Origin of the sequence: Pantoea sp. B566, assembly GCF_024793925.1 — a bacterium.
Classification (GTDB): domain Bacteria; phylum Pseudomonadota; class Gammaproteobacteria; order Enterobacterales; family Enterobacteriaceae; genus Pantoea; species Pantoea ananatis.
Window position 1 is genome coordinate 2,773,010 of the sequence record NZ_JANUQL010000003.1, and the last position, 18,363, is coordinate 2,791,372.

General features: G+C 52.7%; 19 protein-coding genes. 18 read left to right on the forward strand and 1 reads right to left on the reverse strand.

Annotated features, from left to right (window positions below; all coding sequences use genetic code 11):
* The first annotated feature begins 44 nt into the window (after positions 1-44).
* The 12 genes from rsmG to glmS all read left to right on the forward strand — a co-directional run bounded on the left by rsmG (position 45) and on the right by glmS (position 11,829).
* Positions 45-671, forward strand: a complete 627-nt coding sequence (rsmG, locus tag NYE92_RS14695; protein WP_014332970.1) for a 16S rRNA (guanine(527)-N(7))-methyltransferase RsmG — start codon at positions 45-47, stop codon at positions 669-671.
* Between the two features lie 688 nt (positions 672-1,359).
* Complete coding sequence (gene atpI, locus NYE92_RS14700) at positions 1,360-1,740, forward strand: F0F1 ATP synthase subunit I (RefSeq protein WP_014332968.1); 381 nt, start codon at positions 1,360-1,362, stop codon at positions 1,738-1,740.
* Positions 1,741-1,748: 8 nt separating this feature from the next.
* Positions 1,749-2,567, forward strand: a complete 819-nt coding sequence (gene atpB / locus NYE92_RS14705) for a F0F1 ATP synthase subunit A (protein WP_013023932.1) — start codon at positions 1,749-1,751, stop codon at positions 2,565-2,567.
* Positions 2,568-2,615: 48 nt separating this feature from the next.
* Positions 2,616-2,855 (forward strand): F0F1 ATP synthase subunit C, encoded by a 240-nt coding sequence (atpE, locus tag NYE92_RS14710; protein WP_003849523.1) that lies wholly within the window; start codon positions 2,616-2,618, stop codon positions 2,853-2,855.
* Between the two features lie 103 nt (positions 2,856-2,958).
* Positions 2,959-3,429 carry a F0F1 ATP synthase subunit B gene (gene atpF, locus NYE92_RS14715; protein ID WP_013023933.1) on the forward strand — a complete coding sequence of 157 codons (471 nt, stop codon included), beginning with the start codon at positions 2,959-2,961 and terminating at the stop codon, positions 3,427-3,429.
* Positions 3,430-3,443: 14 nt separating this feature from the next.
* A complete protein-coding gene (gene atpH, locus NYE92_RS14720) occupies positions 3,444-3,977 on the forward strand; it encodes a F0F1 ATP synthase subunit delta (protein WP_006121199.1) in 534 nt (177 codons plus the stop codon).
* A gap of 14 nt (positions 3,978-3,991) precedes the next feature.
* A complete protein-coding gene (atpA, locus tag NYE92_RS14725) occupies positions 3,992-5,533 on the forward strand; it encodes a F0F1 ATP synthase subunit alpha (RefSeq protein WP_013023934.1) in 1,542 nt (513 codons plus the stop codon).
* Between the two features lie 52 nt (positions 5,534-5,585).
* Positions 5,586-6,452, forward strand: a complete 867-nt coding sequence (atpG, locus tag NYE92_RS14730; RefSeq protein ID WP_006121201.1) for a F0F1 ATP synthase subunit gamma — start codon at positions 5,586-5,588, stop codon at positions 6,450-6,452.
* 30 nt (positions 6,453-6,482) lie between these two features.
* Positions 6,483-7,880, forward strand: a complete 1,398-nt coding sequence (gene atpD / locus NYE92_RS14735) for a F0F1 ATP synthase subunit beta (protein WP_014332967.1) — start codon at positions 6,483-6,485, stop codon at positions 7,878-7,880.
* A gap of 24 nt (positions 7,881-7,904) precedes the next feature.
* Positions 7,905-8,324 carry a F0F1 ATP synthase subunit epsilon gene (locus tag NYE92_RS14740; protein WP_078829303.1) on the forward strand — a complete coding sequence of 140 codons (420 nt, stop codon included), beginning with the start codon at positions 7,905-7,907 and terminating at the stop codon, positions 8,322-8,324.
* 161 nt (positions 8,325-8,485) lie between these two features.
* Complete coding sequence (gene glmU, locus NYE92_RS14745) at positions 8,486-9,856, forward strand: bifunctional UDP-N-acetylglucosamine diphosphorylase/glucosamine-1-phosphate N-acetyltransferase GlmU (RefSeq protein ID WP_014604723.1); 1,371 nt, start codon at positions 8,486-8,488, stop codon at positions 9,854-9,856.
* 143 nt (positions 9,857-9,999) lie between these two features.
* Positions 10,000-11,829 (forward strand): glutamine--fructose-6-phosphate transaminase (isomerizing), encoded by a 1,830-nt coding sequence (glmS, locus tag NYE92_RS14750; protein ID WP_014332965.1) that lies wholly within the window; start codon positions 10,000-10,002, stop codon positions 11,827-11,829.
* A gap of 43 nt (positions 11,830-11,872) precedes the next feature.
* On the opposite strand, the gene NYE92_RS14755 is transcribed toward glmS, so the two are convergent.
* Positions 11,873-12,256, reverse strand: coding sequence for a hypothetical protein (locus tag NYE92_RS14755; RefSeq protein ID WP_022623732.1), 384 nt, complete (start codon positions 12,254-12,256; stop codon positions 11,873-11,875).
* 176 nt (positions 12,257-12,432) lie between these two features.
* Here NYE92_RS14755 and pstS point away from each other — a divergent pair, with 176 nt between their 5' ends.
* From pstS to NYE92_RS14785, 6 genes are all read left to right on the forward strand, one after another.
* A complete protein-coding gene (gene pstS, locus NYE92_RS14760) occupies positions 12,433-13,476 on the forward strand; it encodes a phosphate ABC transporter substrate-binding protein PstS (RefSeq protein WP_014332963.1) in 1,044 nt (347 codons plus the stop codon).
* 86 nt (positions 13,477-13,562) lie between these two features.
* Positions 13,563-14,525 (forward strand): phosphate ABC transporter permease PstC, encoded by a 963-nt coding sequence (pstC, locus tag NYE92_RS14765; RefSeq protein WP_259019109.1) that lies wholly within the window; start codon positions 13,563-13,565, stop codon positions 14,523-14,525.
* The gene (gene pstA, locus NYE92_RS14770) at positions 14,522-15,412 is read left to right on the forward strand and encodes a phosphate ABC transporter permease PstA (RefSeq protein WP_013023942.1); all 891 of its coding nucleotides are present in this window, start codon (positions 14,522-14,524) and stop codon (positions 15,410-15,412) included. The genes pstC and pstA overlap by 4 nt, the downstream gene beginning before the upstream one ends.
* A 44-nt stretch (positions 15,413-15,456) precedes the next feature.
* Complete coding sequence (gene pstB, locus NYE92_RS14775; RefSeq protein WP_013023943.1) at positions 15,457-16,230, forward strand: phosphate ABC transporter ATP-binding protein PstB; 774 nt, start codon at positions 15,457-15,459, stop codon at positions 16,228-16,230.
* A 17-nt stretch (positions 16,231-16,247) separates the two neighbouring features.
* Positions 16,248-16,982 carry a phosphate signaling complex protein PhoU gene (gene phoU / locus NYE92_RS14780; protein WP_013023944.1) on the forward strand — a complete coding sequence of 245 codons (735 nt, stop codon included), beginning with the start codon at positions 16,248-16,250 and terminating at the stop codon, positions 16,980-16,982.
* Between the two features lie 111 nt (positions 16,983-17,093).
* On the forward strand, positions 17,094-18,332 hold the full coding sequence (locus NYE92_RS14785; RefSeq protein WP_014332962.1) for an MFS transporter: 1,239 nt from the start codon (positions 17,094-17,096) through the stop codon (positions 18,330-18,332).
* Positions 18,333-18,363 lie beyond the last annotated feature (31 nt).

Here is an 18,363-nt window from a genome sequence, read left to right on the forward strand (position 1 = left end):
GAACCGGGGCGGGATTTTCCGCCCCCGCTGACTGGACTGATGCTGTGATCAACAAACTCACTTCGCTGCTGCAAGCGGCCAAAATTTCCCTTTCCGATCAACAAAAACAGCAACTGGTGGCCTATGTAGGGCTACTGGATAAATGGAATAAAGCTTATAACCTGACTTCGGTACGCGATCCTCAGCAGATGCTGGTTCGCCATATCCTCGACAGCATCGTGGTGGCGCCACATCTTCAGGGTTCACGTTTTATCGATGTCGGCACCGGGCCCGGTTTACCCGGCATTCCGCTGGCCATTGTGATGCCGGAGGCACATTTCACTTTGCTGGACAGCTTGGGTAAACGCGTACGTTTTTTACGGCAGGTGCAGCATGAACTGGGACTCACAAATATCGAGCCGGTCCAGAGCAGGGTCGAAGCCTTTCCTTCCGAACCGCCATTTGATGGGGTGATCAGCCGCGCCTTTGCGTCGCTGGAGGATATGGTGAGCTGGTGTCATCACTTACCCGCGGAAAATGGCCGTTTTTATGCGCTTAAAGGCGTGCGGCCGGATGAGGAAATCGCCAGCCTGCCTGCGGGCTATGCGCTGGACAAGGTGATTTCACTTCAGGTTCCCCAACTGGAAGGCGAACGTCATCTGGTTATCGTTGCCAGGAACAGTACGCCATAGCGCATTCAGGCACCGTAAAGCGTATCAACGCGCGGTGCCATGTAACCAAAGATGCGATGGTCTTTGGGTCATCTACTCTGCTTTTCCGGCTCACGTTGTTAAATCCTGACGCGGAAATTATCTGAAAAACTTTTTCACATTTAACTTTTATTTCACAAAGTTTTATCAAAATAATCACGAGTTTTTGGCGTTTTATCGGTGCGCACCGCGATTAATCATATTTAAGGCCACCCGCCTTTCGGCAAGAGTAATAGGCTTTTTACGATTCTGAAGGAGACTTCGATGTCAATAGACTATTTTCATCGGGAACAAAAAAACGTTACGGTATATTGCTTTTTAACTGATTGATAATAAGGTTTTTTATCCCTTATTTTGCGTTCGGATAATTGGGTCTTAATAAAACATAACGCGGTGCGAATGCTTATTATGTGATCTAAAGCACGCTTTAAAACTGAGTTGCTGCGGAACTTTTTACGGCTTTATCCGAAACGGGCTGCTCAGTATCTTTTGAAAAATAGTCATTCGGAAAGAAATTTAGATAATTGTTCACCTTTTCGTTACTTAACGATTGAAATCACAGGTACGGCCCGTATAATTTGCACGGCTTTTGCTACTTGACTCAAATGCACAAAGGCAGTCTTATACGACACGCGACATACCCCTAAAGGGGCAGGAGAGTATCAGCGTCATGTCAGTGTCTCTTTACAGTGTGAAATACGCCCGAACGGTGCTGGTGATTCAGCTAGTGACCATCGTCATCGTCGGTGCACTCTTTGCCCTGAAAGATGTCACATGGGGCGGCTCTGCTCTTGCTGGCGGAATGGCAGCCTGGCTGCCAAACGTGTTGTTCTTGTTTATAGCCTGGCGCCTGCAAGGGCAAACTCCGGCTTCGGGGCGCGTCGCGTGGAGCTTCGCTTTGGGGGAAATAGCCAAAGTGTTCGCGACCATTATTTTGCTCATTGTGGCGTTGGGTGTATTCGATGCGGTCTTCTGGCCGGTCGGGATCACCTGGTTATCGGTGCTGGTCGTTCAGATGTTGGCACCGGCGGTAATTAACAACAAAGGGTAAGAGGCATCATGGCTGCAGGAGAAATCTCTACTCCGCAAGAGTACATTGGTCACCACCTGACTCATCTTCAGTTGGACCTGCGTACCTTCGAGTTAGTGAATGCTCACGACGCTCCCGCGACGTTCTGGGTATTAAATATCGATTCCATGTTTTTCTCTCTGGTGCTGGGAGTTATCTTCCTGGTGTTGTTCCGTAGCGTGGCGAAAAGCGTCACCAGCGGTGTGCCAGGGAAAATGCAGGCGGCTATCGAACTGGTTGTCGGTTTCGTTGATAGCAACGTGCGCGACATGTATCACGGTAAGAGCAAACTTATCGCCCCGCTGGCTCTGACGATTTTTGTCTGGGTCTTCTTGATGAACTTCATGGATCTGCTGCCAATCGATTTGCTGCCCTATATTGGTGAGCACTGGTTGGGGTTACCGGCGCTGCGCGTGGTACCTTCTGCAGACGTGAACATCACGCTATCCATGGCGTTGGGCGTATTTATTTTGATTCTGTTCTACAGCATCAAAATGAAAGGCATTGGCGGCTTCACGAAAGAGCTGACGCTGCAGCCTTTTAATCACCCGATCTTTATCCCCATCAACCTTATTCTGGAAGGTGTTAGCCTGCTGTCCAAACCGGTTTCACTCGGTCTGCGACTGTTCGGTAACATGTATGCGGGTGAACTGATCTTTATCCTTATTGCCGGTCTGTTGCCGTGGTGGTCACAGTGGATTCTGAATGTGCCTTGGGCCATTTTCCACATCCTGATCATTTCGCTACAGGCTTTCATCTTCATGGTCCTCACGATTGTCTATCTGTCGATGGCATCTGAAGAACATTGATTTTTTTCTCAACAATACGCGTTTAACTGAAACAAACTGGAGACTGTCATGGAAAACCTGAATATGGATCTGCTGTACATGGCTGCCGCTGTGATGATGGGCCTGGCGGCAATCGGTGCTGCGATCGGTATCGGCATCCTCGGAGGAAAATTCCTGGAAGGCGCTGCTCGTCAGCCTGACCTGATTCCTCTGCTGCGTACGCAGTTCTTTGTTGTAATGGGTCTGGTGGATGCAATCCCAATGATCGCTGTTGGTCTGGGCCTCTACGTGATGTTTGCTGTCGCCTAAAGCCCCTGTGTTCACTCCGTACCTGGTGCGAGAGTGAACGGATTCTGCCGTTTATCGTTGATAGCGGCAGAAAAGTTAAATACTTAATTAGAGGCATTGTGCTGTGAACATTAATGCAACAATCCTCGGCCAGGCCATCGCGTTCATCCTGTTTGTCGCGTTCTGCATGAAGTACGTATGGCCACCGATTATGGCTGCCATCGAAAAGCGCCAGAAAGAAATTGCTGAAGGCCTTGCTTCTGCTGAACGCGCGAAGAAAGATTTGGATCTCGCGCAGGCTAATGCGACCGACCAGCTGAAAAAAGCGAAAGAGGAAGCTCAGGTCATTATCGAGCAGGCGAACAAGCGTCGCACGCAGATTCTGGACGAAGCCAAGACTGAAGCTGATAACGAACGTACTCGCATTGTTGCACAAGCGCAGGCTGAAATTGACGCCGAACGCAAGCGTGCACGTGAAGAACTGCGTAAGCAAGTCGCGTTGCTGGCAATGGCTGGCGCCGAGAAGATCATCGAACGTTCCGTGGATGAAGCTGCTAACAGCGACATCGTTGATAAACTGGTCGCTGAACTGTAAGGAGGGAGGGGCTGATGTCTGATCTGATTACTGTAGCTCGCCCCTACGCCAAAGCAGCTTTTGACTTTGCTGTTGAGCATCAAAGTATTGAACGCTGGCAAAAGATGCTGGCGTTTGCCGCAGAAGTGGCTGCCAATGAACAGATGGCCGACCTGCTTTCAGGTGCATTAGCACCCGAAGCGCTGGCTGCCTCGTTTAATGCAGTCTGTGGTGATCAACTGGATGAACCCGCACAGAACCTGATTAAGGTGATGGCGGAAAACGGACGTTTGACAGCGCTTCCGGCTGTACTGGCGCAATTCATTCAACTGCGAGACGCTTATGAAGCGACTGCCGAAGTGGATGTTATTTCTGCCAGCACGCTGAGTGACGACCAGCTGACTAAAATCAGCGCCGCGATGGAAAAACGTCTGTCACGCAAAGTTAAGCTGAATTGCAAAATTGATAAGTCTGTGATGGCAGGCGTGATCATCCGTTCGGGTGATCTGGTTATTGATGGCAGCGTACGCGGCCGTCTTGACCGTCTGGCTGACGTCTTGCAGTCTTAAGGGGACTGGAGCATATGCAACTGAATTCCACCGAAATCAGCGAACTGATCAAGCAGCGCATTGCTCAGTTCAATGTCGTGAGTGAAGCTCACAACGAAGGTACTATTGTTTCTGTAAGTGACGGTATCATCCGCGTACACGGCCTGGCCGATGTTATGCAGGGTGAGATGATTTCCCTGCCGGGAAACCGTTACGCTATCGCCCTGAACCTCGAGCGTGACTCTGTAGGTGCGGTGGTGATGGGTCCGTATGCTGACCTGGCCGAAGGCATGAAGGTCAAGTGTACTGGCCGTATTCTTGAAGTACCGGTTGGCCGTGGCCTGCTGGGCCGCGTGGTGAACACCCTGGGTGCACCTATCGACGGTAAAGGCGCGATCGACAACGACGGCTTCTCGCCAGTCGAAGTGATTGCACCAGGTGTTATCGACCGTCAGTCCGTAGACCAGCCTGTTCAGACCGGTTACAAATCTGTCGATGCGATGATTCCAATCGGCCGTGGCCAGCGTGAGCTGATCATCGGTGACCGTCAGACCGGTAAAACCGCAATGGCTATCGACGCCATCATCAACCAGCGCGATTCAGGCATCAAGTGTGTCTACGTTGCGATTGGTCAGAAAGCGTCAACCATTTCTAACGTGGTACGTAAACTGGAAGAGCACGGCGCGCTGGCTAACACCATCGTTGTTGTTGCCTCTGCGTCTGAGTCTGCTGCACTGCAGTATCTGGCTCCGTATGCAGGTTGCGCCATGGGCGAATACTTCCGTGACCGCGGTGAAGATGCGCTGATCGTTTACGATGACCTGTCTAAGCAGGCTGTTGCTTACCGTCAGATTTCTCTGCTGCTGCGCCGTCCACCAGGCCGTGAAGCATTCCCAGGCGACGTGTTCTATCTCCACTCTCGTCTGCTGGAGCGTGCATCACGCGTGAGCGCTGACTACGTTGAGCGCTTCACCAATGGTGAAGTGAAAGGCCAGACCGGTTCTTTGACCGCGCTGCCAATCATCGAAACTCAGGCGGGTGACGTTTCTGCGTTCGTTCCGACCAACGTAATCTCGATTACTGATGGTCAGATCTTCCTGGAATCTAACCTGTTCAACTCCGGTATCCGTCCTGCTGTTAACCCGGGTATCTCTGTATCCCGTGTGGGTGGTGCTGCTCAGACTAAGATCATCAAGAAACTGTCCGGTGGTATTCGTACCGCGCTGGCGCAGTATCGTGAACTGGCGGCCTTCTCCCAGTTTGCATCTGATCTGGACGATGCAACCCGTAAACAGCTGAGCCACGGTCAGAAAGTGACCGAGCTGCTGAAGCAGAAACAGTATGCGCCGATGTCGGTTGCGCAGCAGGGTCTGGTGCTTTTCGCAGCGGAACGCGGCTATCTGAACGACGTTGAGCTGGCAAAAATTGGTAGCTTTGAAGCTGCTCTGCTGGCGTTCGCAGATCGCGATCACGCCGAGCTGATGGCTGAAATCAACCAGTCTGGTAACTTCAATAACGATATCGAAGAGAAGCTGAAAGGCCTCCTCGAAACGTTTAAAGCAACCCAGTCCTGGTAATGTCTGGCGGCTTGTCTGAAAGGGCAAGCCGCAAGGCTTTGAGGAGAAGCTAATGGCCGGCGCAAAAGAAATACGTACCAAGATCGGAAGCGTAAAAAATACGCAGAAGATCACCAAAGCGATGGAAATGGTCGCCGCCTCCAAAATGCGTAAAACGCAGGAACGCATGGCGGCCAGCCGTCCGTATGCAGATACCATGCGCAAAGTGATTGGTCACCTTGCACTGGGGAATCTGGAATACAAGCACCCTTACCTGGATGAGCGCGACGTTAAGCGCGTCGGCTACCTGGTCGTTTCGACTGACCGCGGGCTTTGTGGTGGTTTGAACGTTAACCTGTTCAAAAAATTGCTGGCAGAGATGAAGGCCTGGTCCGACAAAGGCGTACAGAGCGATCTGGCCATTGTGGGATCGAAAGGCGTGTCATTCTTCGGCGCTGTTGGTGGCAATGTTGTGGCACAGGTCACTGGCATGGGCGATAAGCCTGCGCTGTCTGATCTTATCGGCCCGGTAAAAGTGATGTTGCAGGCCTACGATGAAGGCCGCATCGACAAGCTGTACATTGTTAACAACAAGTTCAACAACACCATGTCTCAGACTCCGACCATTACCCAACTGCTGCCGTTACCGCCAGCGGAAGGTGAAGAAGAGATGAAGGCGAAGACCTGGGATTACCTGTACGAGCCCGATCCGAAAGCGCTGCTGGATACGCTGCTGCGTCGCTATGTCGAATCGCAGGTTTATCAGGGTGTGGTGGAAAACCTGGCCAGTGAGCAGGCCGCACGTATGGTAGCAATGAAAGCTGCAACCGATAACGGCGGAAATCTGATCAAAGAGCTGCAGTTGGTTTACAACAAAGCTCGTCAGGCCAGCATCACCCAGGAACTTACCGAGATCGTCTCGGGAGCCTCCGCGGTTTAACCAGGTTTGGAATTAGGTAGAGGATTCAAGATGGCAGCTGGAAAGATTGTCCAGATTATCGGCGCCGTAGTTGACGTCGAATTCCCTCAGGATGCAGTACCGCAAGTGTACAGCGCTCTTGAGGTTAAGAATGGTGATGCTCGTCTGGTGCTGGAAGTTCAGCAGCAGCTGGGTGGTGGCGTGGTTCGTACTATCGCCATGGGTACTTCTGACGGCCTGAAGCGCGGTCTGGAAGTCACCGACCTGAAAAAACCGATCCAGGTACCGGTTGGTAAAGCAACCCTCGGCCGTATCATGAACGTGCTGGGCGAGCCTATCGACATGAAAGGCGACCTGACAGAAGAAGACGGCAGCGCAGTAGAGGTTTCCTCTATTCACCGCCCTGCGCCTTCTTATGAAGATCAGTCTAACTCGCAGGAACTGCTGGAAACCGGCATCAAGGTTATCGACCTGATGTGTCCGTTCGCTAAGGGCGGTAAAGTCGGTCTGTTCGGTGGTGCGGGTGTAGGTAAAACCGTAAACATGATGGAGCTGATCCGTAACATTGCGGCTGAGCACTCAGGTTACTCGGTATTTGCCGGCGTGGGTGAGCGTACTCGTGAGGGTAACGACTTCTACCACGAAATGACTGACTCCAACGTTATCGATAAAGTTGCGCTGGTGTATGGCCAGATGAACGAGCCGCCGGGTAACCGTCTGCGCGTGGCACTGACCGGTCTGACCATGGCGGAGAAATTCCGTGATGAAGGCCGCGACGTTCTGCTGTTCATCGACAACATCTACCGTTATACCCTGGCCGGTACGGAAGTATCCGCGCTGCTGGGTCGTATGCCATCTGCGGTAGGTTATCAGCCAACGCTGGCAGAAGAGATGGGTGTGTTGCAGGAGCGTATTACCTCCACCAAGACAGGTTCAATCACCTCCGTACAGGCCGTATACGTGCCAGCGGATGACTTGACTGACCCGTCACCAGCAACCACCTTTGCTCACTTAGACTCAACAGTTACCCTTAGCCGTCAGATCGCCTCGCTGGGTATCTACCCGGCCGTTGACCCGCTGGACTCCACCAGCCGTCAGCTGGATCCACTGGTTGTGGGTCAGGAGCACTACGACGTTGCACGTGGCGTACAGTCACTGCTGCAGCGTTATCAGGAACTGAAAGACATCATCGCCATCCTGGGTATGGACGAGCTGTCTGAAGAAGACAAACTGCTGGTGGCACGTGCGCGTAAGATTCAGCGCTTCCTGTCTCAGCCGTTCTTCGTAGCAGAAGTGTTCACCGGTTCTCCAGGTAAATACGTAACGCTGAAAGACACCATCCGTGGCTTTAAAGGCATCATGGAAGGTGAATTTGACCACCTGCCAGAGCAGGCCTTCTACATGGTTGGCGCCATCGAAGAAGCGGTCGAAAAAGCGAAGAAACTGTAATAACGGTTTCCCAGGAGGAAAATTATGGCTATGACTTATCACCTGGATGTTGTCAGCGCAGAGAGCCAACTGTTCTCTGGTCTGGTACAGAAAATTCAGGTGTCAGGTAGCGAAGGTGAACTGGGGATTTTCCCTGGCCATGCCCCGTTGCTGACTGCCATTAAGCCTGGAATGATCCGTATCGTGAAACAGCACGGCGAAGAGGAGTTTATTTACCTCTCTGGCGGCGTGCTGGAAGTGCAGCCTGGCAGCACCACCGTTCTGGCCGATACCGCGATTCGCGGTACCGATCTGGACGTAGCGCGTGCGCTGGAAGCAAAACGTAAAGCAGAAGAGCATATGAACAGCAGCCACGGCGACGTGGACTACGCTCAGGCTTCTGCGGAACTGGCGAAAGCCATTGCGAAACTGCGCGTGATCGAGCTGACCAAAAAAGCGATGTAATCCGGCTTTGTGCGTCACGAAATGCCAGCCCATTGGGTTGGCATTTTTTTTGCGTGACGGTAAAGCAAAAGGATGCTGGCTAATTTCGGGCCGAGAAAAATGTAGTAATCTCAGTGCTAAATCGTTTAACTTTCTTCAGTCTACAATCAGTCAGGATAGATATGTCTAACAGTGCGATGAGTGTGGTGATTCTTGCGGCTGGCAAGGGCACCCGTATGTATTCCGATCTGCCGAAAGTGTTGCATATGCTGGCAGGAAAACCGATGGTTCAGCACGTCATTGATGCCGCAAAGGGCCTGGGTGCAAAGCATGTGCACCTGGTATACGGGCACGGTGGTGACCAACTCAAAGCAACGTTAAACGACAGCACAGTAAACTGGGTGCTACAGGCAGAGCAGCTGGGTACGGGCCACGCTATGCAGCAGGCGGCCCCTCACTTCTCCGATGACGAAGACATCATGATGCTCTATGGTGATGTCCCGCTGATTTCTGAAGCTACCTTACAGCGTCTGCGCGAAGCAAAACCCGCGGGCGGTATCGGTTTATTAACGGTCGTCCTGGATAATCCCACCGGTTACGGTCGCATCGTACGCGAGAATGACACCATCGTAGGCATTGTTGAACAAAAAGATGCCACGCCTTCTCAACTGACCATTAACGAAATCAATACCGGTATCCTGATCGCCAATGGCGGCGATCTTAAGCGCTGGCTGTCCCAGTTGAATAACAATAATGCTCAGGGCGAATTCTACATTACCGATATTATTGCCCTGGCGCATGAAGAAGGTCGGGTGATTAATGCAGTGCATCCGGCCCGCAATAGCGAAACTGACGGTGTCAATAATCGCCTGCAACTGGCCACGCTTGAGCGGACTTACCAAAGCGAGCAGGCTGAAAAACTGCTGTTGGCAGGCGTCATGCTCCGCGATCCTGCGCGTTTCGATCTGCGTGGCACCCTGCAGCATGGCCGTGATGTTGAAATTGACACCAACGTTATCATTGAAGGCCAGGTGACGCTGGGCAACCGGGTCAAAATTGGTGCTGGCTGCGTCATCAAAAACAGCGTTATCGGGGATGACTGTGATATCAGCCCCTATTCGGTGATCGAGGATGCAAATCTGGCTGCAGACTGTACCGTAGGGCCATTTGCGCGTCTGCGTCCGGGAAGTGAGCTGGCTCAGGCCGCGCACGTAGGTAATTTTGTCGAGATGAAGAAAGCCCGACTGGGTAAAGGGTCCAAAGCGGGTCACCTCTCTTACCTGGGCGATGCCGAGATTGGTGCCAATGTGAATATTGGGGCGGGAACGATCACCTGTAATTACGATGGCGCGAATAAATTCAAAACGATCATTGGCGATAACGTCTTTGTAGGATCGGACACGCAGCTGGTCGCGCCGGTCAATGTGGCGGCAGGCGCGACTATCGCAGCGGGCACCACGGTAATGAAAGATGTCTCTGCAGCCGATCTGGTCTATAACCGTAAAGAACAGAACCATAAAGCCGGTTGGCAACGTCCGCAGAAGAAAAAATAATTTTACGGCCCGTGATAAACGGGCCGCTTGCAGTGCCAAAACTATAATCCCCACTCTCTACAAGGCTCGGGGAACCGGCAAAGCCGGACTATCAGGTCATATGACAACGCAATGGCGAACAGCCATGAAGTCAGGAAATAACTATGTGTGGAATTGTTGGTGCAGTAGCACAACGTGATATCGCAGAAATTTTGTTAGAAGGGTTACGCCGCCTGGAGTACCGCGGTTATGACTCAGCCGGTCTTGCCGTCGTCGATCAGCAGGGGCACGTAACGCGCCTGCGTCGTCTGGGAAAGGTTCAGATGCTGGCTGCTGCCGCTGAAGAACAGCCCCTTGTCGGCGGAACAGGCATTGCTCACACCCGCTGGGCAACCCATGGCGAGCCCTCAGAAGCCAACGCGCATCCGCACGTTTCTGAGCACATCGTTATCGTCCATAACGGCATTATTGAAAACCATGAGCCCCTGCGTGAAGCGCTGATGGCGAAGGGTTATCACTTCGCCTCAGAAACCGATACCGAAGTGGTGGCGCATCTGGTCCATCTGGAACAGAAACAGGGCGGCTCGCTGCGTGAAGTTGTACAGCGCGTGATCCCTCAGCTGCGCGGCGCCTATGGCATGGTGATTATGGACAGCCGCGATCCGTCGCTGCTGGTGGCGGCTCGTTCCGGAAGTCCGCTGGTCATTGGCCGTGGTGTGGGTGAAAACTTTATCGCTTCTGACCAACTGGCGCTGCTACCGGTCACTCGCCGCTTCATTTATCTGGAAGAGGGCGATATCGCTGAAATTAGCCGTCGTGATGTCACCATCATTGATGGCAACGGCAATAACGTCCGTCGTGAAGAGATTGAGTCCAGCGTGCAGTATGATGCGGGCGACAAAGGCCAGTATCGTCACTACATGCAGAAAGAGATCTATGAGCAACCGAATGCGATTAAAAATACCTTAACAGGGCGTTTTAACCACGGTGAAGTGGATCTCAGTGAACTGGGGCCAAATGCAGAAGCCCTGCTCAGCAAGGTTGAGCATGTTCAGATCATTGCCTGCGGCACCTCATATAACTCCGGTATGGTTTCGCGTTACTGGTTCGAGGCGCTGGCAAACGTCCCTTGCGACGTCGAAATCGCGTCTGAATTCCGCTATCGCAAATCTGCTGTGCGTAAAAACAGCCTGCTGATTACCCTCTCTCAGTCGGGTGAAACCGCTGATACGCTGGCTGCGCTGCGCCTGTCCAAAGAGCTGGGTTATCTGGGTTCGCTGGCTATCTGTAACGTCGCGGGTTCGTCGCTGGTGCGCGAATCCGATCTGGCGCTGATGACCAAAGCGGGCACTGAGATTGGTGTCGCCTCCACAAAGGCCTTTACCACCCAACTCACCGTGCTGCTGATGCTGGTGGCAAAACTCGGCCGCCTCAACGGCATGTCCGCAGAAAAAGAGCATGAGATTGTTCATGGTCTGCAGGCGTTGCCAAGCCGCATCGAGCAAATGCTGGCGCAGGACAAGTTGATAGAAGATCTGGCGGAAGATTTCTCCGATAAACATCACGCGCTATTCCTGGGCCGTGGCGATCAGTATCCGATCGCTATGGAAGGCGCGCTGAAGTTAAAAGAGATCTCTTACATACATGCTGAAGCTTATGCCGCGGGCGAACTCAAGCACGGTCCGCTGGCACTGATCGATGCTGACATGCCGGTCATCGTGGTGGCACCGAACAACGAGCTGTTAGAGAAGCTGAAATCGAATATCGAAGAGGTGCGCGCGCGCGGCGGTCTGCTGTACGTGTTTGCCGATCAGGATGCCGGTTTCAGTGACAGCGAGGGAATGAAGATCATTCCCTTGCCGCACGTTGAAGAGGCCATTGCGCCTATCTTCTATACCGTGCCGCTCCAGCTACTCTCCTATCATGTCGCCCTGATTAAAGGCACCGATGTGGATCAGCCGCGTAATCTGGCGAAATCGGTCACGGTCGAGTAAAGCCTCTCACGCGTGAATCCCACCAGGGATTCACGCGTTCCATTTATTTGATTTTGCTGCTGACTTGCTCAATTACGCGCTGCTGATCGCTGATTTTACGGTTAGCCTCATCGAGTGAGCGTTGCAGGTTATTGATCGTATCTTCATTTTTACTGAGCTTTTGTGTGAGCTGGTTGAGGGTATCAGTCTGGTTTTCTTGCGTTTTTAATAATTTCTCTACATTATCCTTCGTTTTACTCACATCCTCAGCATTGACAGAAGCTTGTCTGACCGCGCCACCACTATCAATTGTGGCCAGAGTGCCTCTGTTATCTGTCATTGCAAAAGATTCATCCGAATGAATCTGCGGTACGTCGTACGCCTGGGCGCTGGCCAGCGTACAGAGGACGACGATATTGCCTACCAGAAGCTTCTTCATAAATTTCATCGAACATGTCCTTTTCAATAGTGGGCTTGTAAAAATTAGCAATAATTGTGTCTGTCATATAACTGTAATATTAACTACATTTTTCTGTCACTAAACTGTCCTATTTTCCCTCCTGCAGCAATCACTGACTCTTACTAAAAAGGCACTTAGCCTGACTTTTCTCCCCTGGAGGGAACATGACACTGATGCGTAGCACCGTAGCCCGAATCCTCGCCGCCTCTCTTGCCGTTAGTGCGGTTTCTGCCTTTGCAGCCACCGATCTGACTGGTGCTGGCGGTACATTCCCGGCGCCGGTTTATGCCAAGTGGGCAGCAGAGTATCAGCAAGCCACCGGTAGCAAAATTAACTATCAGGGCATTGGTTCATCTGGCGGTGTAAAACAAATTATCGCCAAAACCGTTGATTTCGGTGCGTCCGATGCGCCTATGAAAGACGAAGATCTGCAGAAGAATGGGCTGTTCCAGTTCCCTACCGTGATCGGTGGTGTGGTGCTGGCGGTTAACCTGCCAGGCGTAAAATCTGGCCAACTGACGCTGGACGGAAAAACCGTAGGTGATATCTATCTCGGCAATATCAAGAAGTGGAACGATCCAGCGATCGTTAAACTGAACCCGGGCGTGAAACTGCCAGACACCAACATCAACGTGGTGCGCCGCGCGGATGGTTCAGGTACCTCTTTCGTTTTCACCAGCTACCTGGCGAAAGTGAATGAAGAGTGGAACAGCAAAATTGGTAAAGGAAACACCGTTAACTGGCCAACCGGTCTGGGCGGTAAAGGTAACGACGGCGTTGCGGCGTTCGTTCAGCGTCTGCCAGGCTCCATTGGTTACGTTGAGTACGCGTATGCCAAACAGAATAACCTGACCTACACCAAGCTGATGGATGCAGACGGTAAGGCCGTTGCGCCAAGCGAAATCAGCTTCTCTAATGCCGCAAAAGGCGCAGACTGGAGCAAATCGTTTGCCCAGGATCTGACCTTCCAGAAAGGCAATGATGCATGGCCGATCACCTCAACCACCTTTATCCTGATTTACAAAGACCAGGCTAATGCGGCGAAAGGTGCCGAAGTACTGAAATTCTTCGACTGGGCTTATAAAGACGGCGGCAAAACGGCTAACGCCCTGGATTATGCCACCCTGCCTGAGAGCGTAGTTCAGCAGATCCGTGCCGCATGGAAAGCCAATATCAAAGACAGTTCAGGTAAAGCGCTTTACAAGTAAGTGAATGACCCTGGCCGGACATCAGTCTGGTCAGCCTTCAGGGGCGGCGTCTGCCGCCCTGATAACTTCTGAGGACTGAGACTTCTATGGCTGTAACGAAGTCGGCATTCAAAGCCCCAGGCAAGCAAGGTGACAGAGTTTTCGGTGCACTGGTAAAACTCTCTGCGCTGATCGTCTTGTTACTGATGGGCGGCATCATTGTCTCCCTGATCTTCTCTTCCTGGCCGAGCATACAGAAATTTGGTTTCGCGTTTTTGTGGACCAAAACCTGGGACGCCCCTAACGAACAATTTGGTGCGCTGGTACCGATTTACGGTACGCTCGTCACCTCAATTATTGCCCTGATTATTGCGGTACCGGTCAGTTTCGGTATTGCGCTTTTCCTTACTGAACTCGCACCAGGCTGGTTACGTCGTCCACTGGGGACCGCCATTGAGCTGTTAGCGGCGATCCCCAGCATTGTTTACGGCATGTGGGGCTTATTTGTTTTTGCGCCACTGTTCGCACAGTACTTCCAGACGCCGGTTGGCGATGTGATGTCGGGCATTCCTATCATTGGCGAGCTGTTTTCTGGCCCCGCATTTGGTATCGGTATCCTGGCCGCAGGCGTTATCCTGGCCATCATGATCATCCCCTACATTGCCTCGGTAATGCGCGACGTGTTCGAACAGACGCCGGTGATGATGAAAGAGTCGGCTTACGGCATTGGCTGTACGACCTGGGAAGTGATTTGGCGTATTGTTCTGCCCTTCACCAAAAATGGGGTGATCGGCGGTGTCATGCTCGGTCTGGGACGTGCACTGGGTGAAACCATGGCCGTGACCTTTATTATCGGTAATACCTACCAGTTAGACAGCGCCTCGCTGTTTATGCCTGGCAACAGTATCACCTCCGCGCTGGCAAACGAATTCGCTGAAGCAGAATCAGGCGTACACGTTGCGGCCCTGATGGAGCTGGGTCTAATTCTGTTTGTGATTACCTTTATCGTGCTGGCGATTTCAAAGTTAATGATTATGCGGCTGGCCAAAAGTGAAGGAGCGCGATCATGACAACAATGGAAGTACAGGCTCGCGCTGAGCTGGAAGCGTCACGTCGTAAGATGCAGTCGTGGCGCAGTACCAAAAACAAAATTGCGCTGACAATGTCCTTACTGACCATGGCTTTTGGCCTGTTCTGGTTAGTGTGGATTCTGTTTACTACGGTAAGCCGTGGCATTGATGGTTTGTCATGGTCGCTGTTTACGGAGTCCACTCCGCCGCCAAACACCGCGGGTGGTGGCTTAGCCAATGCCCTGGCGGGAAGCGGTTTACTGATTTTCTGGTCTACCTTCTTCGGTACGCCGTTGGGCATTATGGCCGGCGTTTATCTGGCGGAGTACGGACGCAAATCAGCACTGGCAGAAGTGATTCGTTTTATTAATGACATTCTGCTGTCCGCTCCGTCGATTGTGGTTGGCCTGTTTGTCTACACCATCGTCGTGGCGCAGATGCACCACTTCTCCGGCTGGGCGGGCGTGATTGCGCTGGCGCTGCTGCAGGTTCCGATAGTGATTCGAACCACGGAAAACATGTTGCGACTGGTACCAGACAGCATGCGCGAAGCCGCCTATGCGTTGGGTACGCCGAAATGGAAGATGATCTCGGCGATTACGCTCAAGGCGTCGGTTTCCGGCATCATCACCGGTGTCCTGTTAGCGATTGCCCGTATCGCCGGTGAAACCGCGCCGCTGCTGTTTACTGCGCTGTCGAATCAGTTCTGGAGCACCGACATGATGCAGCCCGTGGCTAACCTCCCGGTCACCATATTTAAATTCGCCATGAGCCCGTTTGCCGAGTGGCAGAGCCTGGCCTGGGCTGGCGTATTGATTATTACCCTGTGCGTGCTGCTGCTGAATATCGTAGCAAGAGTGGTTTTCGCCAAGGGTAAACACGGTTAACTACCGACACTGCCCTGTGCGGTGTCGATTAAGAGAGAAAAACAATGAGTACTGCGACTGCGTCAGCCGGAAAAATCGAGGTTCGTAATCTGAATTTCTATTACGGCAAGTTTCACGCTCTGAAAAACATTAATCTGGATATTGCTAAAAACCAGGTCACGGCGTTTATTGGGCCATCAGGCTGCGGTAAATCCACATTGCTGCGCACCTTCAACAAAATGTATTCGCTCTATCCGGATCAGCGTGCCGAAGGTGATATTCTGCTGGATGGCGACAATATTCTGGCGTCGCATCAGGATATCGCACTGTTGCGGGCGCGCGTTGGCATGGTGTTTCAGAAGCCAACGCCTTTCCCAATGTCGATTTATGACAATATCGCTTTCGGCGTGCGCCTGTTCGAAAAGCTGTCCCGTGCCGATATGGATGAGCGCGTGCAGTGGGCCCTGACCAAAGCGGCCCTGTGGAACGAAACCAAAGACAAGCTGCACCAGAGTGGCTACAGCCTGTCGGGTGGGCAGCAGCAGCGTCTGTGCATTGCCCGCGGCATCGCTATCCGTCCGGAAGTGCTGCTGCTGGATGAGCCATGCTCAGCCCTGGATCCGATTTCCACCGGCCGTATCGAAGAATTAATTACCGAACTGAAGCAGGATTATACGGTTGTGATCGTGACCCATAACATGCAGCAGGCTGCACGGTGTTCCGACCACACGGCATTTATGTATCTGGGCGAACTGATTGAGTTCAGCGACACCGACACGCTGTTCACCAAGCCGGCACAGAAACAAACAGAAGACTACATCACAGGTCGCTACGGCTGATTTGACAGGAGATCGCCATGGACAGTTTAAATCTGAATAAACACATCTCCGGTCAGTTCAACGCTGAACTGGAGCACATCCGCACTCAGGTGATGATTATGGGCGGGCTGGTCGAGCAACAGCTGACCGATGCGATTACCGCCATGCATAACCTGGACGGTGAGCTGGCCCAGCGCGTCATCGATGGCGACCAGAAGGTCAACATGATGGAAGTGGAGATTGATGAGGCTTGCGTGCGCATCATTGCCAAACGCCAGCCTACTGCGATTGACCTGCGTCTGGTTATGGCAATTATTAAGACCATTTCCGAGCTGGAACGTATCGGCGACGTGGCCGAGAAAATCAGCCGTACCGCACTGGAGAAGTTTGGTCAGCAACATCTGCCTCTGCTGGTCAGCCTGGAATCCCTGGGCCGCCACACCGTACAGATGCTGCATGACGTACTGGACGCGTTTGCACGTATGGATCTTAACGAAGCCGTTCAGATCTACCGCGAAGATAAAAAAGTGGATAAAGAGTACGAAGGGATTGTGCGTCAGCTGATGACTTACATGATGGAAGATCCCCGTACGATTCCCAGCGTGTTAACTGCACTGTTCTGCGCCCGCGCCATCGAGCGTATTGGTGACCGCTGCCAGAACATCTGCGAAATTATTTTCTACTTCGTCAAAGGTCAGGATTTCCGTCACGTCGGCGGAGACAAGCTTGATGAGCTCTTATCCGGCGACGACGGCAGTAATAAACCTTCTTGATTCTGCACAACCGTGTGCTATTCAGGCGCACGGTTGCGGCTATTCTGCATAGACCTCATCAGCATCGCTCTTTATACTTGCGCCAGTTTTTTAACCAACGGGTGCTGACTCATGTCCTCTTCTTCCTCTTCTAAGCAGAGCGTTACGCCTGCCAAAGCGATGCTGGCTGCCGTCAGCGGTTATGCCATGGATGGATTCGACCTGCTGATTCTGGGATTTATGCTGCCTGCCATTAGCCTGTCGCTGGCGCTTGATCCCTCACAGGCGGGCTCGCTGGTGACCTGGACGCTGATTGGTGCCGTGATTGGCGGCATCGTGTTTGGCCATCTCAGCGATCGTTACGGGCGTATTCGTGTCTTAACCATTACGATACTTATGTTCTCCGTTTTTACCGGCCTGTGCGCGGTGGCTCAGGGTTACTGGGATCTGCTGGCGTACCGCACACTGGCTGGAATGGGGCTCGGCGGCGAGTTTGGTATCGGCATGGCGCTGATTGCGGAAGCCTGGCCGGCAGAGAAGCGCAACCGCGCATCGGCGTGGGTCGGGATCGGCTGGCAACTGGGGGTTCTGCTGGCGGCGTTTATCACGCCGCCGTTGCTAAGTGTTATTGGCTGGCGCGGGATGTTCCTTGTGGGGCTGCTGCCCGCGCTGGTGTCGTTTATCATTCGCCGCAGCATGGGCGAACCTGAGAGCTTTACCCGTCAGATCATACATGTTCCCTCGCTGTCTTTTCCCGCCCGACTGAAATTGCTGGTTAAAGACCGCGCCACCAGCAAGGCCAGTCTGGGGATCTTTATTCTCTGCTCCGTCCAGAACTTTGGTTATTACGGCCTGATGATCTGGATGCCGAGCTACCTCTCATCAAACTTCGGTTTCAGCCTGACAAAATCCGGCCTCTGGACGGCAGTAACCGTGGTCGGCATGACTTTTGGCATCTGGTTGTTTGGCGTGCTGGCGGACCGCTTTGCACGTTGGAAAATTTTCCTGCTTTATCAGTTCGGCGCAGTCGTGATGGTTGTGGTTTATGCGCAACTGCGCGATCCCACCGTTATGCTGTTTACGGGCGCCCTGATGGGGCTGTTTGTTAATGGCATGATCGGCGGATACGGTGCACTAATCTCGGATACCTTCCCACCGCAGGTGCGCGCGACCGCGCAAAATGTGTTGTTTAACCTGGGACGTGGCGTCGGTGGATTCGGCCCGCTGGTGATCGGCCTGCTGGCAGGCAAGTTTTCTTTCGTGGCAGCCATTACCTTACTGGCGCTCATCTACCTGCTGGATATTGTGGCAACGCTGTTCCTGCTGCCGAAGAAGCAGAGTCAGGACGATGCGCTGGGGGCAATTGGTTAAGTGAAAAGGGGGCAACACAGTTTGCCCCCTT